The 20,450-nt window shown below is 75.3% G+C and carries 22 protein-coding genes; 5 read left to right on the top strand and 17 right to left on the bottom strand.

The features are described from left to right. Window positions 1-4: 4 nt before the first annotated feature. The 7 genes from ACYVKY_RS07955 to ACYVKY_RS07985 all read right to left on the bottom strand — a co-directional run bounded on the left by ACYVKY_RS07955 (window position 5) and on the right by ACYVKY_RS07985 (window position 7,587). Window positions 5-871 carry an FAD binding domain-containing protein gene (locus ACYVKY_RS07955; RefSeq protein ID WP_460434432.1) on the bottom strand — a complete coding sequence of 289 codons (867 nt, stop codon included), beginning with the start codon at window positions 869-871 and terminating at the stop codon, window positions 5-7. After that, window positions 868-3,381, bottom strand: a complete 2,514-nt coding sequence (locus ACYVKY_RS07960; protein ID WP_460434433.1) for a xanthine dehydrogenase family protein molybdopterin-binding subunit — start codon at window positions 3,379-3,381, stop codon at window positions 868-870. The genes ACYVKY_RS07955 and ACYVKY_RS07960 overlap by 4 nt, the downstream gene beginning before the upstream one ends. Beyond that, complete coding sequence (locus ACYVKY_RS07965) at window positions 3,378-3,848, bottom strand: (2Fe-2S)-binding protein (protein WP_460434434.1); 471 nt, start codon at window positions 3,846-3,848, stop codon at window positions 3,378-3,380. Before ACYVKY_RS07965 ends, ACYVKY_RS07960 begins: the two co-directional genes overlap by 4 nt. Window positions 3,849-4,003: 155 nt before the next feature. Continuing rightward, window positions 4,004-5,146, bottom strand: a complete 1,143-nt coding sequence (locus tag ACYVKY_RS07970) for an XdhC family protein (RefSeq protein WP_460434435.1) — start codon at window positions 5,144-5,146, stop codon at window positions 4,004-4,006. After that, window positions 5,139-5,525 (bottom strand): VOC family protein, encoded by a 387-nt coding sequence (locus ACYVKY_RS07975; protein ID WP_460434436.1) that lies wholly within the window; start codon window positions 5,523-5,525, stop codon window positions 5,139-5,141. Before ACYVKY_RS07975 ends, ACYVKY_RS07970 begins: the two co-directional genes overlap by 8 nt. A 47-nt stretch (window positions 5,526-5,572) precedes the next feature. Beyond that, the gene (locus ACYVKY_RS07980) at window positions 5,573-6,700 is read right to left on the bottom strand and encodes a vWA domain-containing protein (RefSeq protein ID WP_460434437.1); all 1,128 of its coding nucleotides are present in this window, start codon (window positions 6,698-6,700) and stop codon (window positions 5,573-5,575) included. Continuing rightward, window positions 6,700-7,587 carry an AAA family ATPase gene (locus tag ACYVKY_RS07985; RefSeq protein WP_460434438.1) on the bottom strand — a complete coding sequence of 296 codons (888 nt, stop codon included), beginning with the start codon at window positions 7,585-7,587 and terminating at the stop codon, window positions 6,700-6,702. Before ACYVKY_RS07985 ends, ACYVKY_RS07980 begins: the two co-directional genes overlap by 1 nt. Window positions 7,588-7,724: 137 nt before the next feature. Between ACYVKY_RS07985 and moaA the strand changes: the two genes are divergently transcribed. Next, a complete protein-coding gene (gene moaA, locus ACYVKY_RS07990) occupies window positions 7,725-8,816 on the top strand; it encodes a GTP 3',8-cyclase MoaA (RefSeq protein ID WP_460434439.1) in 1,092 nt (363 codons plus the stop codon). A 9-nt stretch (window positions 8,817-8,825) separates the two neighbouring features. Next, a complete protein-coding gene (locus ACYVKY_RS07995; protein ID WP_460434459.1) occupies window positions 8,826-9,068 on the top strand; it encodes a MoaD/ThiS family protein in 243 nt (80 codons plus the stop codon). A 7-nt stretch (window positions 9,069-9,075) separates the two neighbouring features. Here ACYVKY_RS07995 and ACYVKY_RS08000 read toward each other — a convergent pair whose 3' ends face one another. Next, window positions 9,076-9,546, bottom strand: coding sequence for a molybdenum cofactor biosynthesis protein MoaE (locus ACYVKY_RS08000; RefSeq protein ID WP_460434440.1), 471 nt, complete (start codon window positions 9,544-9,546; stop codon window positions 9,076-9,078). A gap of 62 nt (window positions 9,547-9,608) precedes the next feature. Here ACYVKY_RS08000 and ACYVKY_RS08005 point away from each other — a divergent pair, with 62 nt between their 5' ends. Continuing rightward, entirely contained in the window at window positions 9,609-10,169 is a 561-nt protein-coding gene (locus ACYVKY_RS08005) for a hypothetical protein (RefSeq protein ID WP_460434441.1), read from the top strand. 19 nt (window positions 10,170-10,188) lie between these two features. Here the strand turns inward: ACYVKY_RS08005 and ACYVKY_RS08010 are convergent, their stop codons facing one another. After that, complete coding sequence (locus ACYVKY_RS08010; RefSeq protein WP_460434442.1) at window positions 10,189-10,848, bottom strand: nucleotidyltransferase family protein; 660 nt, start codon at window positions 10,846-10,848, stop codon at window positions 10,189-10,191. An 8-nt stretch (window positions 10,849-10,856) separates the two neighbouring features. After that, on the bottom strand, window positions 10,857-11,498 hold the full coding sequence (locus ACYVKY_RS08015) for a DUF4031 domain-containing protein (RefSeq protein ID WP_460434443.1): 642 nt from the start codon (window positions 11,496-11,498) through the stop codon (window positions 10,857-10,859). A gap of 711 nt (window positions 11,499-12,209) precedes the next feature. Here ACYVKY_RS08015 and ACYVKY_RS08020 point away from each other — a divergent pair. Beyond that, window positions 12,210-13,568: a hypothetical protein gene (locus ACYVKY_RS08020; RefSeq protein WP_460434444.1), complete on the top strand. Its 1,359-nt coding sequence runs from the start codon at window positions 12,210-12,212 to the stop codon at window positions 13,566-13,568. A gap of 75 nt (window positions 13,569-13,643) precedes the next feature. Next, a complete protein-coding gene (locus tag ACYVKY_RS08025; RefSeq protein WP_460434445.1) occupies window positions 13,644-13,853 on the top strand; it encodes a hypothetical protein in 210 nt (69 codons plus the stop codon). An 83-nt stretch (window positions 13,854-13,936) separates the two neighbouring features. Here ACYVKY_RS08025 and groL read toward each other — a convergent pair whose 3' ends face one another. The 7 genes from groL to ACYVKY_RS08060 all read right to left on the bottom strand — a co-directional run bounded on the left by groL (window position 13,937) and on the right by ACYVKY_RS08060 (window position 20,319). Continuing rightward, window positions 13,937-15,559: a chaperonin GroEL gene (gene groL, locus ACYVKY_RS08030; RefSeq protein WP_460434446.1), complete on the bottom strand. Its 1,623-nt coding sequence runs from the start codon at window positions 15,557-15,559 to the stop codon at window positions 13,937-13,939. Between the two features lie 234 nt (window positions 15,560-15,793). Continuing rightward, complete coding sequence (locus ACYVKY_RS08035; RefSeq protein ID WP_460434447.1) at window positions 15,794-17,245, bottom strand: phytoene desaturase family protein; 1,452 nt, start codon at window positions 17,243-17,245, stop codon at window positions 15,794-15,796. A gap of 33 nt (window positions 17,246-17,278) precedes the next feature. Further along, complete coding sequence (locus ACYVKY_RS08040) at window positions 17,279-18,109, bottom strand: alpha/beta fold hydrolase (protein WP_460434448.1); 831 nt, start codon at window positions 18,107-18,109, stop codon at window positions 17,279-17,281. Between the two features lie 67 nt (window positions 18,110-18,176). After that, a complete protein-coding gene (locus ACYVKY_RS08045; RefSeq protein ID WP_460434449.1) occupies window positions 18,177-19,052 on the bottom strand; it encodes an LLM class F420-dependent oxidoreductase in 876 nt (291 codons plus the stop codon). Window positions 19,053-19,094: 42 nt separating this feature from the next. Next, on the bottom strand, window positions 19,095-19,301 hold the full coding sequence (locus ACYVKY_RS08050) for a cold-shock protein (RefSeq protein WP_460434450.1): 207 nt from the start codon (window positions 19,299-19,301) through the stop codon (window positions 19,095-19,097). Between the two features lie 121 nt (window positions 19,302-19,422). Continuing rightward, entirely contained in the window at window positions 19,423-20,016 is a 594-nt protein-coding gene (locus ACYVKY_RS08055; RefSeq protein WP_460434451.1) for a LytR C-terminal domain-containing protein, read from the bottom strand. A gap of 12 nt (window positions 20,017-20,028) precedes the next feature. Then, window positions 20,029-20,319: a DUF3263 domain-containing protein gene (locus ACYVKY_RS08060; RefSeq protein ID WP_460434452.1), complete on the bottom strand. Its 291-nt coding sequence runs from the start codon at window positions 20,317-20,319 to the stop codon at window positions 20,029-20,031. Window positions 20,320-20,450 lie beyond the last annotated feature (131 nt).

Consider the following 20,450-nt stretch of genomic DNA (forward strand, 5'->3'; position numbering starts at 1 on the left):
CCCTCTAGGCTCCCGCGGCCGCCAGCACGGCGCGACCGGTGAGCACCCTCGCGAGGTGGCGGCGGAAGTCGGCGTCGGCGTTGGCGTCCGAGGGAGGGCTGGTGCCCTCGCCGGCGGCCGCGCAGGCGGCCTTGACCTCCTCAGCCGTGGCGGCCCGTCCGACCAGCGCCTGCTCGACCGCCTCGGCGCGCACGGGCACCGAGCCCATGTTCGTGAGCCCGACGCGGGCCTCGGCGATGGAGCCGCCGTCGACCCGCACCGCCGCGGCGACGCCGACGATCGACCAGGCGTGCGAGATCCGGTTGAACTTCTCGTAGTGCCCGCCCCAGCCGGTGTGCTTGGGGATGCGCACCTCGACGAGCAGCTCGTCCTCGCCGACGGCCGTGGTGAACAGGTCCTCGAAGAAGTCGGCGGCGGCGACCGTGCGACGCGCGCCGTCGGCGCCCGCCACCACCATCTCGGCGCCGAGCGCCAGCGCGGGGGCGGGCAGGTCGCCCGCCGGGTCGGCGTGCACCAGCGCGCCGCCGAAGGTGCCGCGGTGGCGCACCTGCAGGTCCGCGACCGTCTCGGCCGCGAGCGCGACGACCTTCGCGTGCTCGTGCACGAGGGGGTCCTGGCTGACGGCGTGGTGCGTCGTCATCGCGCCGACCACGATCGCGTCGCCGTCGTCACGGACGCCGCGCAGCTCGTCGACCCGGCTCAGGTCGACGAGCAGCTCGGGCGCCGCCATCCGCAGCCGCAGCACGGGGATCAGGCTCTGCCCGCCGCCGAGCACCTTGACGTCCTTGCCCTCCGAGACCGCCTGCCGCAGCGCGGAGACCGCCTCGTCGAGCGACGTCGGGGCCACGTAGTCGAACTCGGCCGGGATCATGCCGGGCTCCCCTCGTCGGTCGTGCCGGATTCCGGACGGGCCTCGCTCGGCTCGACGCCGGCGGTCTGCGCCGGCTCGTCCCAGTGCGGTCCGGCGGCGGCCCGCTCGCCCGCCGCACCCGCGGCGCCGTCGCGCAGCGCGCGCCAGACGCGCTGCGGCGACAGCGGCATCTCGATCTCGCGCACCCCGAGGTGGCGGACGGCGTCGAGCGCCGCGTTCACCACCGCCGGGGTCGAGGCGATCGTCCCGGCCTCGCCGACGCCCTTGACGCCCAACGGGTTCGTCGTCGAGGCGGTCTCGGTGCGGTCGGTGTCGAAGTGCGGCAGGTCGGCCGACGTCGGCAGCAGGTAGTCGACGAACGTCGCCGTCGTCAGCGTGCCCTGGTCGTCGTGCACGGCCTCCTCGTAGAGCGCCTGCGCGATGCCCTGCGCCAGGCCGCCGTGCACCTGGCCCTCGACGATGAGCGGGTTCACGACGTTGCCGATGTCGTCGACGCACACGTACTTGCGGATCTGCACGCGTCCGGTCTCGGTGTCGACCTCCATCGCGCACAGGTGCGTGCCGTGCGGGAACGAGAAGTTCTCCGGGTCGAACGTGGCGTCGGAGTCGAGCGAGGGCTCGACGCCGTCCGGGAGGTTGTGCGCGGCGAACGCGGCGAACGCGAGCTCGGCCATCGTCACGCCCTTGTCGGTGCCGCGGACGGTGAACTTTCCGTCGGCCCACTCCAGGTCGTTCGCGTCGGCCTCGAGCAGGTGCGCCGCGATCGGCTTGGCCTTCTCGATCACCTTGTCGGCGGCCTTCACCACCGCGATGCCGCCGACGACGAGCGAGCGGGACCCGTAGGAGTCCAGGCCCTTGTGCGAGATCTGGGTGTCGCCGTGCAGCACCTCGACGTCCTCGAAGGCGACACCGAGCCGGTCGGCGACGATCTGGCTCCAGGCCGTCTCGTGGCCCTGGCCGTGCGGGCTCGTGCCCGTGACGACCTCGACCTTGCCGGTGGGCAGCATCCGGATCGCCGCGTGCTCCCAGCCGCCGGCCGCGTACGACAGCGACCCGAGCACGCGGGACGGCGCCAGGCCGCACATCTCGGTGAAGGTCGAGACGCCGATGCCGAGCTGGACGGGGTCGTTGCGCTCGCGGCGCTCGGCCTGCTCGCGCCGCAGTCCCTCGTAGTCGAACATCTCGACCGCGCGGGATGTGGCGGCCTCGTAGTTGCCGGAGTCGTACTCGAGCCCGCACACCGTGGTGAACGGGAACTCCTCGTGCCGGATCCAGTTCTTCTCGCGCAGCGCCAGCGGGTCCATGTCGAGCTCGGTGGCGAGCTCGTCCATGATCCGCTCGATGCCGAACGTCGCCTCGGGCCGGCCGGCGCCGCGGTAGGCGTCGGTCCAGGTCTTGTTGGTGAAGACGTTGCGGGTGGTGAACCGGTAGGCGTCGAACTTGTAGATCGAGTTGAACATGAACGCGCCGAGCACCGGCACGCCCGGCGTGACGAGGCCGAGGTAGGCGCCCATGTCGGCGAGCAGGTCGACCTTGAGACCGGTGACCCGGCCCTCCTTGGTGGCGGCCAGGGTGAGCTTCTGGATCTGGTCGCGGCCGTGGTGCGCGGTGAGGATCGACTCGGTGCGGGTCTCGGTGAACTTCACCGGCTTGCCGAGGCGGCGCGCCACCAGGAAGCAGACCAGCTCCTCCGGCGTGAACTGCAGCTTGCCGCCGAAGCCGCCGCCGACGTCCGGGGCGATGACGCGGATCTTCGACTCGGGGACGCCCGTGACGAGGGCGAGCATGACGCGCAGGATGTGCGGCACCTGGGTGGCCGTCCACATCGTGATCTGCTCGCCGGTCGGGTCGACGACGGTCGACCGCGGCTCCATGAACGCGGGCACCAGCCGCTGCTGGCGGAACGTCCGCTCGATGACGACGCCGCTCTCCCGCGCGGTGGCGATCGCGGCCTCGACGTCGTCGCCGGTGCCCGCCTCGGCCGAGTCGAACACCCAGGTCGCGTTCTCGTTCGTCCCGAGGTCGGGGTGCGCGAGCGGGGCGCCCTCGTCGAGGGCGGTCGCCATGTCGAGGACGGGCGTCAGCTCCTCGTAGTCGACGTCGACCAGCTCGGCGGCGTCGCGCGCGGCGGCGGCCGACCGGGCCACGACGACCGCGACGGCCTCGCCCGCGAACGCGACGCGGTCGGCCGGGATCGCCGGGTGGCGAGGCGTCTTCATGTCCGGCGTGATCGGCCAGGCGCACGGCAGCGAGCCCTGCTCCTCGTCGAGGTCCTTGCCGGTGTAGACCGCCACGACGCCGTCGGCCGCCTTCGCGGCCTCGGTGTCGACGTTCGTGATCGTGGCGTGCGCGAACGGGCTGCGCACGAACGCCAGGTGCAGCATGCCGGGCAGGACGATGTTGTCGGTCCAGCGCGTGCGCCCGGTGATGAGGCGGGCGTCCTCCTTGCGCCGGCGCGCCTGGCCGAGCTCGGGCTGCTTGGCCTCGGGGCGGTCGTCGACGGCGGTCACTGCGCACCTCCGGACTCGGCGGCGGCGAGCACCGACTTCACGATGTTCTGGTAGCCCGTGCAGCGGCAGAGGTTGCCCTCCATGCCCTGCCGGACGTCGTCCTCGCTGGGGTTCGGGTTCTCGCGCAGGAACGAGCAGGCCGCCATGATCATCCCCGGGGTGCAGTAGCCGCACTGCAGCCCGTGGTGCTCGTGGAACGCCTGCTGCACCGGGTGCAGCTCACCGCCCGCGCCGATGCCCTCGATCGTGGTGACCTCGTGCCCGTCGGCCTGCACCGCGAGCACCGAGCACGACTTCACGCTCTCGCCGTCGAGCAGGACGGTGCACGCGCCGCAGTTGCTGGTGTCGCAGCCCACGACGGTGCCCGTCTTGCCGAGGGCCTCGCGCAGGTGGTGCACCAGCAGGGTGCGGGGTTCGACGTCGTCGGAGTACTTGACCCCGTCGACCTGGACGGTGATGCGCGTCATCGGGCCTCCACCTCGTCACAGGCGTGCGGGCCGTCGTCGGCCCGCGCTGGGCCCATCCAACGTCGCGGTCGTTGAGCCCGCAAGGGCTTCGGCCGATCGATTCGGTCCGCCGCGGCGCCGTTGTGCCGTCGTTGTGCGCGCGTTGACCTCGCGGCCTACTGCTCGGACGGGTCGGCCACCGGCTCGTGGTGCACGGGACCGCTGGTGCGCGCGAGGCGCTCGCCCGAACCGCCCCAGCGCAGCGCGATGATCTCGGCCGCCATCGAGATCGCGGTCTCCTCGGGCGTGCGGGCGCCGAGGTCGAGGCCGATCGGCGACGACAGCCGCGCCAGCTCGGTGTCGCCGAGACCGGCCTCGCGCAGCCGGGCGAGCCGGTCGTCGTGGGTGCGGCGCGACCCCATCGCGCCGACGTAGGCGACGTCGAGCCGCAGCGCGACCTCGAGCACCGGCACGTCGAACTTCGGGTCGTGGGTCAGGACGGCGAGCACGGTGCGCCCGTCGACCTCGCCCGCCTCGACCTGGGCCGTCAGGTAGCGGTGCGGCCAGTCGACGACGACCTCGTCGGCCTCCGGGAACCGCGAGGCGGTCGCGAACACCGGCCGCGCGTCGCAGACGGTCACGCGGTACCCGAGGAAGGCGCCGGTGCGCGCGAGCGCCGCGGCGAAGTCGATGGCGCCGAACACGATCATCCGCGGACGCGGCGCGAAGGCCGACACGAACACCCGCGCCCCCTCGCCGCGGCGCTGGCCGTCCGGGCCGTAGACGAGCGTCTCGGTGCGCCCCTGCGCCAGCAGCCCGAGCGCGTCGGCGGTGACGGCGTCGTCGAGCCGGGACGACCCGAGCGAGCCCTCGGCACCGCGGTCGGGCCGCACGAGCAGCCGGCGTCCGACGACCTGCGGGTCGGGGTGGGCCACCACCGTGCACACCGCGACGGGCCGCTCGGCGGCGACGTCGGCGGCGACGTCGTCGAGCTCGGGGAACGAGGTCTGGTCGACCTGCTCGACGAACACGTCGAGGATGCCGCCGCAGGTCAGGCCGACCGCGCCGGCCTCCTCGTCGCTGACGCCGTAGCGCTGCAGCACCGGGTCGCCGTCGTCGCGCACCTGCGACCCGAGCTCGTAGAGGGCGCCCTCGACGCAGCCGCCCGACACCGAGCCGACCGCCTCGCCCTGCGGCCCCACGACCATGACGGCCCCGGCCGGGCGCGGCGCGGACCGCCAGGTCGCCACCACCGTGCCCGTCGCCACCGTCTCCCCCGCCCGCCACCACCGCAGCAGGTCGGGCAGGACGTCACGCACCGCCGTCCCCCGTCTGCGGCGGGGGCGCCTGCACGACGCAGAACTCGTTGCCCTCGGGGTCGGTGAGGCTGCGCCAGTGCGCTCCCCACTCGCGCTTCTCGTGCAGCAGCGCGGCACCCAGCCCGACGAGCCGGTCGGTCTCGGCCTCGAGGTCGTCGGCCTGCAGGTCGACGTGCATCCGGTTCTTCGCCGTCTTGCCCTCGGGCACCTGGAGGAACAGCCACCCCGGGGTGTCGCGCGGCCGAGCCGGCCCGCCGATCACGGCGACCTCGGCGGTGGCGCCGGGCGCGACGCCCCACCCGAGCACCTCGGCCCAGAACCCCGCCAGCGCGGCGGCGTCGCGCGCGTCGACCGTGACGTGCTCCCAGTGCAGTGCCATGGCGCCATCCTGCCTGTCCCGCAGCGCGTCCGGGACGGTCATCGCGATCACGCGCCGGCCACCACGGCGAGCAGCTCGTCGAACGCGGCGAGCGAGTGGCCCGCGACGAAGTCGTCGAGGTGCGGCAGCACCGCGGCGATGCCGGCCTGCACCGGCTGGTACCCGGCCTTGCCGCGGTGCGGGTTCACCCACACCACCCGGTGCGCGAGCCGCGCCAGGTGCTCGACCTGGTCGGCCAGCCGCGCGGTGTCGCCACGCTCCCAGCCGTCCGAGCAGATGACGACGACGGCGCCGCGCGCGACGCCGCGTCGTCCCCACCGGTCGACGAACGCGGCGAGCACCTCACCGAGCCGGGTGCCGCCCGACCAGTCGGGGACGACGTGGCCGCAGGCGTCCAGCGCCGCGGGGGCCGAGCGCACCCGGCGCAGGACGGGCGTGAGCCGGGTGAGCCGGGTGCCGATCGTGAACACCTCGACCCGGCCGGCCCGGCCCGATCGGGACGCGCGCACCAGCAGGTGCCCGAGCCGCAGCAGCGCGTCGGCGTACGGGCTCATCGACCCGCTGACGTCGACGAGCAGCACCACCGGGCGCGGACGCCGGCCCCGCCGCCGGTACCGCACCGGACCCACCTCGCCCGCGCGGCGCAGCTGCTCGCGCAGCAGCGCCCGGGCGTCGACCTCGCCGTGGGCGGCCGGACGCCTCCGCGCGCTCGGACGCGTCGGCAGCCGCGGGGTCAGGCCGGCGAACAGCGCGTCGAGGCGCGCCTTGTCGTCCGCCGACAGGTCGGCGATGTCGCGGTGCCGCAGCACCTCGGTGGCCGAGGCCAGCACGTGCAGCTCCGGCTCGGGCAGCTGCTCGCCGGTGCCGCCGCCGCGGGCGTCGTCGAGCGAGGCCTCGACCGAGCGCTGCACCGGTGCGTGCGAGCGGGTGCCGCGGCGGGGCCGGTGACCCGCGAACCAGGTCTCGAACACGCGGTCGTAGACCGGCAGGTCGTCCGGCTGGCCGCACAGGGTCGAGCGCCCCGCCCAGTAGACCGACGCCGGGTCGGCGCCGAGCTCGTCGACGGCGCGGACGAACGACTGCGCCCGGTCGGGCGTCACGGCGACGCCGGCCGCGGCGAGCGCGCGGCCGAACCCGAGCAGGAGGACGTCGACGTCCGCCGCCGCCGTGGTCACTACCCCGCCAGCAGCCGGTCGAGGTCGACCCGGACGCGGTCGGCGTCCTCGCGGTACTTCACGACGGCACCGAGCGTGGCCGCGGCGGTGGCGGTGTCGAGCTCGGTGGCGCCGAGCGTGCGCAGCGCGGCGGCCCAGTCCAGCGACTCGGCGACGCCGGGCGGCTTCAGCAGGTCGGCGCCGCGCATCCGGTGCACCGCGCCGGCGACCTGCTCGGCGAGCCGCTGGTCGATGCCGGGCAGCCGCGAGCGCAGGATCTCGACCTCGCGGGCCAGCGAGGGGTGCTCGACCCAGTGGTAGAGGCAGCGCCGCTTCAGGGCGTCGTGCAGCTCGCGGGTGCGGTTCGAGGTGAGCACCACCAGCGGCGGCTCGGCGGCGGTGACGGTGCCGAGCTCGGGGATCGTGACCGAGCCGGTCGAGAGCACCTCGAGGAGGAACGCCTCGAACTCGTCGTCGGCGCGGTCGACCTCGTCGACGAGCAGCAGCGACGGCTGGGTGCGCAGCGCCTTGAGCACGGGGCGGTCGAGCAGGAAGCGCTCGGTGAACAGGTCCTGCTCGACCTGCTCGAGCGGACGGTCGCCGCCCGCCGCCTCGACCGCGCGCAGGTGCAGCACCTGCCGCGGGAAGTCCCAGTCGTAGAGGGCCTGGGAGGCGTCGATGCCCTCGTAGCACTGCAGCCGGACGAGCTCGGAGCCCGTGGCGTCCGCGAGCGCCTGCGCCAGCGCGGTCTTGCCCGTGCCCGGCTCGCCCTCGAGCAGCAGCGGGCGGCGCATCCGCAGCGCCAGCCACGCCACCGTCGCCAGCCCCTCGTCGGCGAGGTACCCGGTGGCGGCGAGCGCGTCGGCGAGCTGCTGCGGGTCGCCCGGCGCGCGGGCCTCGTCGGTCATGGGGTCATCGTCACCCCTTCCTGGTGCCTTGTCACCGCGGCGCGGGCACGGGTGCGTGCAGGTCCGTCCGGGTGGGCCCCGGTGACCGCCTGCCGGGCGGACCTGCCTGCGGTCCTGCTCGCACGTACGCTGACCAGGTGACCACCGTGGGGCTGGGCCTGCCGGGGCTGCGCACCGCGCACCCCCGCACCGACCCCGCGCGCCCGGACGACCCGCGCCTGGTCGACCGGTTCGGCCGCGTCGCCACCGACCTGCGGGTCTCCCTGACCGACCGCTGCAACCTGCGCTGCTCGTACTGCATGCCCGAGGACGGCCTGGAGTGGCTGGCCGACGACCTGGCCCTCACCGACGACGAGGTGGTGCGGCTCGTCACGGTCGCCGTGCGCGACCTCGGTGTCGAGGAGGTGCGGTTCACCGGCGGCGAGCCGCTGCTGCGCAAGGGCCTGGAGAAGATCGTCGAGCAGACCACCGCGCTCACCACCGCGTCCGGGCGGCGGGTGTCGACCTCGCTCACCACGAACGCGCTCGGCCTGCGCCGGCGCGCGGCGGGGCTCGCCGCGGCCGGGCTCGAGCGGCTCAACGTCTCGCTCGACACCCTCCACCCGCAGCGCTTCGCCGCGATCACCCGGCGCGACCGGCACGCCGACGTGCTGGCCGGTCTGGCCGCCGCCCGCGAGGCCGGGCTGGCACCGATCAAGGTGAACGCGGTGCTGCTGCGCGGCACCAACGACGACGAGGCGCCCGACCTGCTGCGCTGGGCGCTGCAGGAGGGCTACGAGCTGCGGATCATCGAGCAGATGCCGCTCGACGCCCAGGGCGGCTGGGACCGCACCGAGATGGTCACCGCCGACGAGGTGCTGGCGTCGCTGTCCGGCCGGTTCGACCTCACGCCCCAGCCGGCGGCCGACCGCGGGGCGGCCCCCGCGGAGCGGTTCGCCGTCGCCGCGGGCGGCGACCACCCGGCCGGCACCGTCGGCATCATCGCCTCGGTCACGCGCTCGTTCTGCGGCGCCTGCGACCGCACCCGCCTGACCGCCGACGGCCAGCTGCGCGACTGCCTGTTCGCGCGCGGCGAGACCGACCTGCGCGGCCTGCTGCGCGGCGGGGCGGGCGACGACGAGATCGCCTCGGCCTGGCGGCAGGCGATGTGGCGCAAGCGCGCCGGGCACGGCATCGACGACGCGTCGTTCGTCCAGCCCGCGCGCCCGATGAGCGCGATCGGCGGCTGAGCGGTGGGTCTGCAGGTGCGGTACTACGCCGGCGCGGCCGCGGCCGCGGGCGTCGAGGAGGAGCCGGTCGACGTGGCGGCGGGCTCGAGCGTCGCCGACCTGCGCGCGCTGCTGGCCGAGCGGCGTCCGGCGCTCACCGGCGCGCTCGCGGTGTCGACGCTGCTGCTCGACGGCACGCCGGCCTCCGACCCCGCCACCGCCCTCGACGGCGTGCAGCGGGTCGACGTGCTGCCGCCGTTCGCCGGCGGCTGACACGTCCTCAGGGGCAGTTCACCCACTCGGCGGAGCCGTCGGCGAACACCTGGCGCTTCCACACCGGCAGCCGCCGCTTGACCTCCTCGACCAGCTCGGACGCCGCCGCGAACGCCTCGTGCCGGTGCGCCGCCGACACCGCCACCGCCAGCGCGACGTCGCCGATGCCGAGGTGGCCGACCCGGTGGCTGACCGCGAGCGCGTCGACGCGGTGCCGACGGGCGACGTCGGCGGCCACCTCGGCCACCACCTCGCCGGCGGACGGGTGCCCCACGTACTCGAGCTCGCGCACCGCGCGCCCGTGGTCGTGGTCGCGGACCACGCCGGCGAACGTCACCACCGCACCGGCGGTGGGGGCGTCGACCAGGCCGGCGTGCACGGCCACGTCGAGCGGCTCGTCGACGACGTCGGCGCGCACCACCCGTCGCGCCGGCTCGTCGAGCCGCGAGCTGTCGGGGACCAGGTCGGGTGCGCTCACCCCGACAGCGTAGGTACGGGGACCCAGGACGGCCCCCGGGCGGTCCTCGATAGCGTCCGGCCATGACCTCCACCGACCAGCCCGGCCCCTACGGCGCACCGCCGCCGAGCAACCCCTACGGCCCGCCGCAGCAGCCCTTCGGAGGGCAGCCCGCGCAGGCCTGGGCCCGCCCGGCGCGGCGCACCTCGCCCGTCGTCACCGTCCTGCTGACCGTCGCCGGCACCCTGCTGGCGCCGCTGGGGTACCTGCTCGTCGCCAAGGGCGGCGCCGACCGCTACCGGCTCACGGCGATGCTGATGCAGTCCGGGTCCGAGCTGGTGGCCCCGACCCTGCTGCTCCTGCTCGGCGTGCTGCTGCTCGGCGGCGTCGCGGTCCTGGCCGCCTGGGCCCCGACCGCGGCGATCGTCCCGGGGGCGCTGCTCGGCCTGGTGGGCCTGCACGGGGTGATCGACCCGATCGGCGCGTTCCGCCTCCCGGTCGACCTGTTCGGGTTCGACGCGGCGAGCTGGGTGGGCACGTTCGCCGCGATGGGCGTCCCGCTCGCGGTCTCGACGCTGCTCGTCGGTGCCGGCGTCGCCGGCGCGGTGGCGCGTCGCCGGGGACGCCGCTCGGTCGGCGCCTGACGGCCGCCGGGCGCGGGGCTCAGGCCCGGAACGCGTCGAGGTCGGCCTGGGTGTCGATGTCGCGACCGTCACCCAGGTCGCCCACCTCGACCCGGCGCACCTTCTGGTGGGCGAGGTAGGCGCGGGCCCCCACGTCGCCCTCGGCCTCGAGGTACACCCCGAGCCAGTGGTTGCGCCCGATCAGCACGGGGTGCCCGGGCCGCCCGCCGTAGGAGGCCTGCACGAGCGCGCCGTGCAGGGTCGAGCCCCGCGCGGCCGACAGGCCGGCGTCGACGACGGCGCTGACGACGGCCGAGGTGAGCCCCGGGGTGTCGACGACCGCGACGACCACGGCCTCGACGTCGGGACCGAGCGTGGTGAGGCTGCGCAGCGCGCCGCGCAGCGAGGCCCCCATGCCGTCGCGCCACTCGCGCACCTGCACCGCGGCGACGCCGGCGGGCAGCAGGTCGCGCACCCGGGTGCCCTCGGCGCCGACCGCGACCATCACCGGTGCGCACCCGGCGTCGGTCAGGCTCTGCGCCCGCGTCGCGACCCAGGGCACGCCGGACGCGTCGCGCAGCAGCGCCTTCGGGCCACCGATCCGGGTGCCCGCGCCGCCGGCCAGCACCAGGCCGGCCACCGCCCTGCCGGTGTCGGGGTCGGACGCGGACCGCCGGGGTCCCACCACTCGCGTCGCCATGCCGTCCATCAAACCGCACCGGCGAGCAGCGCGGCGTCGGCCACCCACGGGTCGAGCGGCGCGCCGTCCGGCCCCACCGGTGCGTCGACGGCCACCCGCCGCGTGGTCGCGCCGGCCGGCACCCGGACGGACGCGGCCAGCACCCGCAGGTGCGTCCACGCCGACGAGCGCGACCCCGGCGGACGACGGCGGACGACGCCCAGCGGCCGGGCGGGTCCGTCCGCCCACGCCTGCGGCGGCAGCCCCCACGCACCGTCGACGCGGACCAGCAGCACTGCCGGGCCGACCAGGTCGAGCAGCACCCCGGCCCCGGGCGGCGGTGTGAGGCCGGAGCGGACGACGTCGACCCGCGTCCCGTCGGCCTCGACCCGGCTCGACAGCACCCGCTCGCCGCGGCGCTTCGGCACCCGCAGCCCGGACGCCACCAGCCGGCTCAGCAGGACCCTGCCCTCGACCGGCTCCGCGCCGGCGGCAACGGCTTGGTCGTAGCGCTCGGCGGGCACGTCGTAGTGGTCGCCCTCGAAGGCCCGGCGCGGCAGCCCGACGCGGTCGGCGAAGGCGTGCAGCTCGTCGAGGTCGGTGTCGCTCACCAGGTGCGACCAGAGCCGGCCGTGGGCCGGCCAGCGCGGCGGGTCGATGAGCACGGCCACGTTGCGGAGGTTAGCGGTGCCGCGGTGCGGGGTAGGAAAAAGGTGGAGGCCCCTCCATGTATGAGATGGAGGGGCCTCCTGGCTTCACGTGGCCGCCTCGTCCGGCGCCGGCCCCGAAGGGCCTGCGCCTCGCGAGGGCTCGGATGACGTCCGTTCCGTCCCGGCCGTCCTTCGGCCCGAAGGCCTCCGGGGCACCGGGTCGGGTGCCTCGTCCGTGCGGGTCCTCCCGGGCCCGACGCCCTCGTCATCGGCGTCGCCTCGCGGGTTGCCCCGCGCGGTGCGGCCCGTCGGTGTCCCGACCGGTCACGCCCTCTCCGGAACCGCGTCCGGCCCGAGGTCTCCCTCCGGCCCTTCGCGCCCCCTTCGGTGGCGTGGGAGATTTCTACGCCTCAAAGCTCTTGGCCTGCAAGCGTTCTCGAGAAGTTTCCCGGATCGGGGTTGCGCCGGACGAGCCCGGTGCTGTGGACGGTGCTGTGGAGGGTCTGTGCCCGCTGTGACGGGAGGGGCGCCGGTCGTGCTCACCGTGGTGTGCACCGCCACGTGCACAGCCTGTGGACGACGCGGTGGAGATCCCTGTCGCGGCGTCCCACGTGCTGAGACACCCGATCGGGCGATCCAGTCGGACGTCCCGCCGGCCGACACCTGTGGTTCGCGGACGGACACCCACCCGGCACCGGCCGGGCGCCGTCCCGCGCCCGGGGGAACCGCACCATGACCGTCGCACGCCCTGTCCGCCTCACCGCCGCCCTGGCCCTCGGCGGGGTCGTCCTCGCCGGGTGCGGCGAGGCCGTCCAGCAGGCCGGCCGGCCGGCCGGCCTGGCACCCGCCGCCCGCGTCGACGCCGCCGTCTCGTCGCTGCTCGACACCGACCGGCTCACCGTGACCGCCGGGCTCGACCTCGACGAGGCGAACACCGCCGCGATCAGCGCGCTCGCGGCCGACGACGAGGTCTCGCCCGCCGTCGTCCAGCGCGTCCTCGGCGCCCGCGTGGTCGCCACCACCGTCGCCTCCGAGGGGCTGCTGTCCGACCTCACCTGGTCGTCCGCCCCCGGGACCGTACCGGCGGTGTCGACCTCGGTGGCGCTGCAGGTCGAGGGCGCGTCGATCGCCGAGGTCCGTCAGGTCGGCACCGTCGTCTACGCACGCGCCGACCTGCCCGCCGCGGAGGCCGCGTTCGAGGTCGAGGACCTCGCCGGGGACCTGACCACGGGCGCCGAGGGCGCCCCGGCCGAGGTGGCCGGCGCGCTCGACGCGCTCGTGGCGGGCGAGTGGGTCAGCCTCGACACCGCCGACCTCGTCGAGCAGCTCGCGGCGATGGGCGCGCCGGCCCCGCAGCCGGCGGACGAGGACACCGACCGGGCCGCCGCCGCGATCGAGGGGTTCCTGTCCGAGGCGGCCGCGGTGCTGCGCAAGGAGGTCGTCGTCAGCGAGACGGGGAACGACGCCTACGAGGTGACCGCGCCGCTGGACAAGGTGCTGACCAGCCTGACGCCGTCGATCACCTCGCTGGTCGGCGAGCTCGTCACGCTCTCGGGTGCCCTGCCCGAGGGCTCGGGGACCCCCGAGGACGAGCTCGCGCAGGAGGCCACCTCGGGCGTCCAGGAGGCCCTCGAGGGGTTCCAGGACGACCTGGCGGGCCGTACCGCGACCGTGCAGGTCGGCCTCGACGGCGACCGGCTCGCCAGCGCGCGGCTCGACGTCTTCCAGCTGGTCGACGAGGACACCCGCACCGACATGGCTGGTGACGGCGTCACCTCGCTGCCGGTGCTGCTCGAGTTCGCGCACGAGGGCGAGGTCGTGGCCCCGGACGGCGCCACGGCGCTCGACCTGGAGGCACTGCTCGGCGGCGCGGGCGGACTCGTGGGCGTGCCGATGACCGACTTCCTCGGCGCGGGCGGCGACCTGGTCGCGGTCCCGGGCGACGAGGGCGACCTGGTGGACGCGGGCGCGCCCTGGGTGCTCACCACCGAGGAGCTCGAGGCGATGGGCCTCGGGCTCGAGGCGTCCGGCCTGACCGCCGAGCAGCACGCGCAGCTGCTCGAGGACATGGGCATCGTCGTCACCCCCTGACCGGGGGGCTCCACGACCGCGGCCGTCGTGCCGTCCGGCCCTCAAGCCGGACGGCGCGTCGGCCGATCCTGTGCCATGGCCATCTCCGAGCCGGCACCGCGGGTCCCGGCGCAGCGCGCGCCGGTCGACGACCTGCCGCGGCGCGCGACGACCGTCCCGCACCAGTGGACCGCGGCCGACCGGTTCGCCGACCGCAGCGGCCTGGCGGGCACCCAGGCCCGCGTCCTGCTCGCCGTCTTCTGCGGGCTCGCGCCCGACCACGGCGAGGGCGACGTCCCCGCCTGAGGCCCGACGAGGAACCCCGGACGCACGGGAGGGCGGCACCCCGCTGGGGTGCCGCCCTCCGTCGTGCCGGGCCTAGCGCGGGATCAGAAGTCCATCCCGCCCATGTCGCCACCCGGAGCGGCCGGGGCGGCCTTCTCCGGCTTGTCGGCGATGACGGCCTCGGTGGTGAGGAACAGCGCCGCGATGCTGGACGCGTTCTGCAGCGCCGACCGGGTCACCTTCACCGGGTCGTTGATGCCGGACGCGAGCATGTCGACGTACTCGCCGGTGGCGGCGTTCAGGCCGTGACCCGTCTCCAGGTTGCGCACCTTCTCCGCCACGACGCCGCCCTCGAGACCGGCGTTGACCGCGATCTGCTTGAGCGGGGCCTCGACGGCCACCTTGACGATGTTGGCGCCGGTGGCCTCGTCGCCCTCGAGCGACAGGTTCGCGAACGCGACCTTGCCGGCCTGGATGAGGGCGACGCCGCCGCCGGCGACGATGCCCTCCTCGACGGCCGCCTTGGCGTTGCGCACGGCGTCCTCGATGCGGTGCTTGCGCTCCTTGAGCTCGACCTCGGTGGCCGCGCCCGCCTTGATGACGGCCACGCCGCCGGCGAGCTTGGCGAGGCGCTCCTGGAGCTTCTCGCGGTCGTAGTCGGAGTCCGACTTCTCGATCTCGGCGCGGATCTGGTTGACCCGGCCCGCGATCTGCTCGCTGTCGCCCGCACCCTCGACGATGGTGGTCTCGTCCTTGGTGATGGTGACCTTGCGGGCCTGGCCGAGCAGGTCCAGGGTCGCGTTCTCGAGCTTGAGACCCACGGTCTCGCTGATGACCTGGCCGCCGGTGAGGATGGCCATGTCCTGCAGCATCGCCTTGCGGCGGTCGCCGAAGCCGGGCGCCTTGACGGCGGCCGACTTGAAGATGCCGCGGATCTTGTTGACCACCAGGGTGGCCAGCGCCTCGCCGTCGACGTCCTCGGAGATGATCAGCAGCGGCTTGCCGGACTGGGTGACCTTCTCCAGCAGCGGCAGCAGGTCCTTGATCGAGGAGATCTTGGACTCGACGAACAGGATGTACGGGTCCTCCAGGACCGTCTCCATCCGCTCGGCGTCGGTGACGAAGTAGTGCGAGATGTAGCCCTTGTCGAAGCGCATGCCCTCGGTGAGCTCGAGCTCGAGGCCGAAGGTGTTGCTCTCCTCGACGGTGATCACGCCCTCCTTGCCGACCTTGTCCATGGCCTCGGCGATGAGCTCGCCGATGGACGGGTCGCCGGCCGAGATGCCCGCGGTGGCAGCGATCTGCTCCTTGGTCTCGACCTCCTTCGCGGAGTCGAGCAGCGCGGCGGAGACGGCCTCGACGGCCTTCTCGATGCCGCGCTTGAGCGCCATCGGGTTGGCGCCGGCGGCCACGTTGCGCAGGCCCTCGCGGACCATCGCCTGGGCCAGCACGGTGGCGGTGGTGGTGCCGTCGCCCGCGACGTCGTCGGTCTTCTTCGCGACCTCCTTGACGAGCTCCGCACCGATCTTCTCGTAGGGGTCCTCGAGCTCGATCTCCTTGGCGATGGACACACCATCGTTGGTGATCGTGGGGGCGCCCCACTTCTTCTCGAGGACGACGTTGCGGCCCTTCGGGCCGAGGGTGACCTTGACGGCGTCGGCGAGGGTGTTCATGCCCCGCTCGAGACCGCGGCGGGCCTCCTCGTTGAAGGAGATGATCTTGGCCATCTGGGTGGTTCCTCCCGGACACGGGTGGGTTCTGGGCGGCGCCGACCGGGTGCCCGCGACGGACGGACCGCCTCCCGGACGCACCCTGCGCGCCCGCGCGACGACCCTCACCAGGTGGAGCCGTGGTTCTGGCACTCACGTGCACGGAGTGCCAGAGCTGCCAGGACAATGATTAGCACTCGCCCCCTGCGAGTGCAAGCGAGCGGAGGGCTGTCCGCCGAGGGCGGACGACCCTCAGGAGCCCGGGGCGAGCGAGGGCGCCCGGCGCACCCCGAAGACCTCGCGCAGGGCGCTGCGCGCCGCGTTCCAGCCGCAGATGCCGTGGACGCCGGGACCGGGCGCGGCCGACGACGAGCACAGGTACGCGCCGTCACCCACCCGGTACGGGTTCGGCGCGAACGTCGGGCGGCCGAACACCTGCAGCAGGTCGACCGCGCCGGCCGCGATGTCGCCGCCGACGTAGTTCTCGTCGTGCTCGGCCATCCGGGACGCCGGGACGCACCGGCTCGCCACGACGACGTCGCGGAAGCCGGGGGCGAACCGCTCCACCTGCGCCGTGACGTCCTCGGTGACGTCGCGGTCGGACCCGGCGGGCACGTGGGCGTAGGTCCAGAACGGCCGCAGGCCGCCGACCTCGCGGCCGGGGTCGGCCACCGTCGGGTCGCTCGCCAGCACGGTGGGCCGCTCGGCGTGCCGGCCGCGCGCGATCGCCCGCTCGGCCGCCGCCATCTGCGCCCGCGACCCGCCGACGTGGACGGTGCCCGACAGCCCGACCTCGGGCACGGCCCACGGCACCGGCCCGGACAGCACGAAGTCGACCTTGGCGGCGGCGTCGCCGTACCGGAACCGGCGCAGCCCGGCGGCGGTGCGCGCGGGCACCCGGTCGCCGAGCACCTCGAGCACCGTCCGCGGCGTGGTGTCGAACAGGTGCGCGCGGGCGGCCGGCAGGTCGGCGGCGGACGCGACCCGGCGCCCGGTCTCGACCGTCCCGCCGTGGGCGCGCAGGTCCTCGAGCAGCGCGTCGACGATCGCCCGGCTGCCCCCCACCGGGATGGGCCAGCCGGTGCCGTGGGCGAGCGGCGCGAGCAGCAGGGCGGCACCGGCGGACGCGAGCGTCGGCATCGGGCTGATGGAGTGCATCGCCACGCCGGTGAACAGCGCGGGTGCGACGTCGCCGCGGAACCGGGCGCCCCAGGCGCGCGTGCCCTGCTCCAGCGTCCGCAGCCCGAACTGCGTCGCGGCGACGAGGTCCGGCGGCAGGCTGCGCAGGTCGCCCATCGCGAACCGCACGACGCCGTCCTGACGGCGCGCGAGCCGCCCGACCAGCGAGCGCCAGGCGTCGCCGTCCTCGCCGAGGCCCTCGGCGGTGCGGTCGAGGTCGCGCCAGGCGAGGCCGGCGCGGCCGCCGTCGAGCGGCTGGGCGTAGGCCACCTCGGGCTGCGCGAGCCCGACGCCGCGCGCGACCAGGTCGAACTCGGCGAAGAACGGCGAGGCGATCGCCATCGGGTGCACCGCCGAGCAGACGTCGTGCACGACGCCGGGCGCCAGACCGAGGTCGAGGGTGCGGGCCCCGCCGCCGACCGTGTCCTGCGCCTCCAGCACGGTCACCTGCAGGCCGGCCCGCGCCAGCGTCACGGCGGCCGCCAGGCCGTTCGGTCCGGACCCCACCACCACCGCGTCGACCACCTCACCACCCTGGCACGCGGCCGGACGGCCCGCTCACCGCGCGGCAGCCTCCTGCACGACGGCGTCGAGCACCTCGGCCATCGCCTCCGGCTCCCATCCGTGCTGCTCGCCTTGCACGCGGCGCCACCGGCCCCCGGGGACGGCGTCGGCCACCGAGCGCGCCGCCGGCTCCATCACGTCGTAGGTCTGCTCGCCGACCATCGCCAGCACCGGGACGCGCAGGTGCCCGAGCAGCTCGGCGTGCGGGGCCGACTCGGCCCACGCGAGCGAGTGCGCGTCCGGGCGCACGCTGCCGGCCTGGTCGACCATCGCGGGCGTCGCGCGCACCGCCTCGAGGATCTCGGGCGGCATGTCCCGCATGTAGGCGCCGAGCGCGCCGTCGAGGTCACCGGCGTCGAGCAGCCGGTCGACCTCGTCGGCCCAGGCCTGCCCGCCGCTGCCCGGCGGCGCGAGCGGCGCCTCCCACAGCGCCAGCGCGGCGACCGGCAGCCCGTGCGCGGCGGCGAACAGCGCGATCGAGCACCCCGACGAGTGACCGACGAGCACGGCCGGTCCGACCCGGTCGGTGAGCGCGGCCAGGGCGGCGACCTCGCGGTCGAGGGAGATCGGACCGGCGACGGCGCTGCCCCCGCGTCCGACCCGGTCGTGGACGACGGCGTCGACGCCGCGGGCCGCGAGCAGCTCGGCCGTCCGCGTCGTCGTCGGGTCGATCGCGCGCCACGGTCCGGCGCCCGCGACGAAGACGACGGTGGGCAGGTCGCCGCCGGGAGCGGCGCGGTGGTGGTCGTAGGCGACGACGTCGCCGCGGGCGGTGGTGAGCGTCTCGGGCACGGCGGGTGGACCGGCCGCGAGCGCCGGACTCATCGCCCGACCGGGGAGCATCCGGCACCGCAGCGGAGCCGGATCCTCCCCGGTGCGTGGGCCGGGCGGCTCAGCCGACCTCGGCCAGCCGCGGCGCGACCTCCTCGCCGAAGCGCTGCGCCCAGGTGACCGGGTCGGGCGTGACGGCGCGCAGGTGCAGGTGGGCGATGCCGGCGTCGGACATCGCGTGCGCCCCGCGCAGGAACGCGTCGACGTCGTCGAGCGGGTCCTGCATGCCACCCATCGCGGTCTTCTCGATCGCGTCGTAGTCGGTGCCCTCGGTCTCGCAGTGCCGCGCCAGCACCGCCAGCTTGTGCCGGGCCGCGTCGGCGTCCGGGACGATGAGGTTGCAGGCGTCCGCGTAGCGGGCGACCAGGCGCAGCGTCTTGCGCTCCCCCGACCCGCCGATCACCACGCCGGGACGCGGACGCGACACGGTGGCGGGGACGCTGATCGTCTCGGCGAGCTCGTAGTGCGTGCCGCGGTAGGGGCCCTCGTCGTCACCCCACATCTGCAGGGCGACCTGCAGCGCCTCCTCGAGCCGCTCGAACCGCTCCGCGACGGGCGGGTACGGGACCCCGAGCGCCAGGTGCTCGCGCTCGTACCAGGCGGCGCCGATGCCGAGGAAGGCCCGGCCGCCGCTCAGCACGTCGAGGGTGCTGACGGTCTTCGCCAGCAGCCCCGGATGCCGGTAGGTGACGCCGGTGACGACCGTGCCGAGCCGGACCGTCGTGGTGACGGCCGCGGCGAAGCCGAGCGTCGTGTACGCCTCGAGCATCGGGTCGTGGGCGGTGCGGAACTGCTCCATCTGGAACCAGTGGTCCATCACCGTGAACCACGACGCACCCGCCTGCTCGGCCGCGCGGGCGGTGCCGGCGACCGCCGGGGCGATCGCCTCGGGGCCGCCGGGCAGGTTGAAGTCCATGAAGTGCACGCCGAATCGCATGCCGTCAGTGTCCTCTTGCCCGGGCGGCCCCGCCCGGCGACCTCAGATCGCGCGGACCTGCTCGGCCTGCGGGCCCTTGGCGCCCTGGCCCACCTGCAGCTCGACCTTCTGGCCCTCGTCGAGGCTGCGGTAGCCGTCGGCCTCGATCGCCGAGAAGTGGACGAACACGTCCTGCCCGCCCTCGCCGTCGAGGGTGATGAAGCCGAAGCCCTTCTCGGCGTTGAACCACTTGACCGTGCCCTGAGCCATCTCGCGGTGCTCCCCTGAGTACGGCGGGCGCCCTCGCCCGCCGGATCGTGCCGCCCGGCCGAGCGACCGGGGCGCGCGCCGACCCTAGCGGCGCCGCACGGAACGGACCAGCACCCCGCGGCTACTCGCGGTCCTGGCCCACCACGACGACCACGGGCGCGGACGCCCCCTCGTCGAGCTCGGCCTGCACGCCCAGGTCGGTGGCGACCGCGGCCGCGGTGGCCTCGTGCTCGGGGGCGGAGTACCGCACCACGGTCTGCGCCAGCGGGTCGCCGTCGGCGTTGCCGACCTCGCCGACCGTCCAGCCCAGGCCGGTGAGCTCGTCGCGCACGCGGCCGGCCAGGCCGCTCGCGCCGGTGCCGTTCAGCACCACGAGCGGGAGCGCGCGGTCGGCGGTCGGGGCCGGCGGCTCGCTGGTCGCGGGCGGTGCCGACGTGGTGGCGGCGGGGTCGGTGGCCGCGGGGTCGGTCGCGGCGGGCTCGGTGGCGGCGGGGTCGGTCGACGGGCCGCCGAGCGGGGCCGTGGGGTTGCCGCCGCCCGTCAGGTAGACGACGACCAGGACGACGACCACGACGACCGCGAGCGCGGCCAGCAGGTACGGGAGCTGCTCGAGGACGACGGGGGTGGCGGTGCGGTGGGCGCCGCGGCGCGCGCCGGGCGGGTAGTCGACGTCGAACTCGTCGACCGGGTACTCGTCGGTGCGGCTGTCGGGCACGGACCCAGCGTGTCAGACCTGCACGCCGAGGCGGCGCGCGGAGCGGGCGCGCTGGCGCGAGTGGCGCATGCGGCGCAGCCGCTTGACGAGCATCGGGTCGTGGGCGAGGGCGTCCGGGGAGTCGATGAGCGCGTTCAGCACCTGGTAGTACCGGGTGGCCGACATCTCGAACAGCTCGCGGACGGCCTGCTCCTTGGCGCCGGCGTACTTCCACCACTGGCGCTCGAAGTCGAGGATGCGGCGGTCGCGGTCGGACAGGGCCGACCCCGCCTCGGACGGCGTGCCGAGCTCGGCGGCGTCCATGCTGGTCCTCCTGGTGGTCCGGTTCCGTGCGCCGGGACGCGTCCCGACCCGGCAACTGTACGACCGAACCACACGCTTGTCATTCCACCCCGCCAGGTCCCTCCCCGACCCCGGCCGGGCGCGCCCGGGCG

The organism is Angustibacter speluncae, assembly GCF_054777815.1.

Excerpts from the sequence above, each read along its gene's own strand:
- ACYVKY_RS07955 (WP_460434432.1), bottom strand. The coding sequence starts at position 871 with ATGATCCCGGCCGAGTTCGACTACGTGGCCCCGACGTCGCTCGACGAG.
- ACYVKY_RS07965 (WP_460434434.1), bottom strand. The coding sequence starts at position 3,848 with ATGACGCGCATCACCGTCCAGGTCGACGGGGTCAAGTACTCCGACGAC.
- ACYVKY_RS07975 (WP_460434436.1), bottom strand. The coding sequence starts at position 5,525 with ATGGCACTGCACTGGGAGCACGTCACGGTCGACGCGCGCGACGCCGCC.
- ACYVKY_RS07985 (WP_460434438.1), bottom strand. The coding sequence starts at position 7,587 with ATGACCGACGAGGCCCGCGCGCCGGGCGACCCGCAGCAGCTCGCCGAC.
- ACYVKY_RS08005 (WP_460434441.1), top strand. The coding sequence starts at position 9,609 with ATGACCTCCACCGACCAGCCCGGCCCCTACGGCGCACCGCCGCCGAGC.
- ACYVKY_RS08010 (WP_460434442.1), bottom strand. The coding sequence starts at position 10,848 with ATGGCGACGCGAGTGGTGGGACCCCGGCGGTCCGCGTCCGACCCCGAC.
- ACYVKY_RS08020 (WP_460434444.1), top strand. The coding sequence starts at position 12,210 with ATGACCGTCGCACGCCCTGTCCGCCTCACCGCCGCCCTGGCCCTCGGC.
- ACYVKY_RS08025 (WP_460434445.1), top strand. The coding sequence starts at position 13,644 with ATGGCCATCTCCGAGCCGGCACCGCGGGTCCCGGCGCAGCGCGCGCCG.
- groL (WP_460434446.1), bottom strand. The coding sequence starts at position 15,559 with ATGGCCAAGATCATCTCCTTCAACGAGGAGGCCCGCCGCGGTCTCGAG.
- ACYVKY_RS08040 (WP_460434448.1), bottom strand. The coding sequence starts at position 18,109 with ATGAGTCCGGCGCTCGCGGCCGGTCCACCCGCCGTGCCCGAGACGCTC.
- ACYVKY_RS08045 (WP_460434449.1), bottom strand. The coding sequence starts at position 19,052 with ATGCGATTCGGCGTGCACTTCATGGACTTCAACCTGCCCGGCGGCCCC.
- ACYVKY_RS08050 (WP_460434450.1), bottom strand. The coding sequence starts at position 19,301 with ATGGCTCAGGGCACGGTCAAGTGGTTCAACGCCGAGAAGGGCTTCGGC.
- ACYVKY_RS08060 (WP_460434452.1), bottom strand. The coding sequence starts at position 20,319 with ATGGACGCCGCCGAGCTCGGCACGCCGTCCGAGGCGGGGTCGGCCCTG.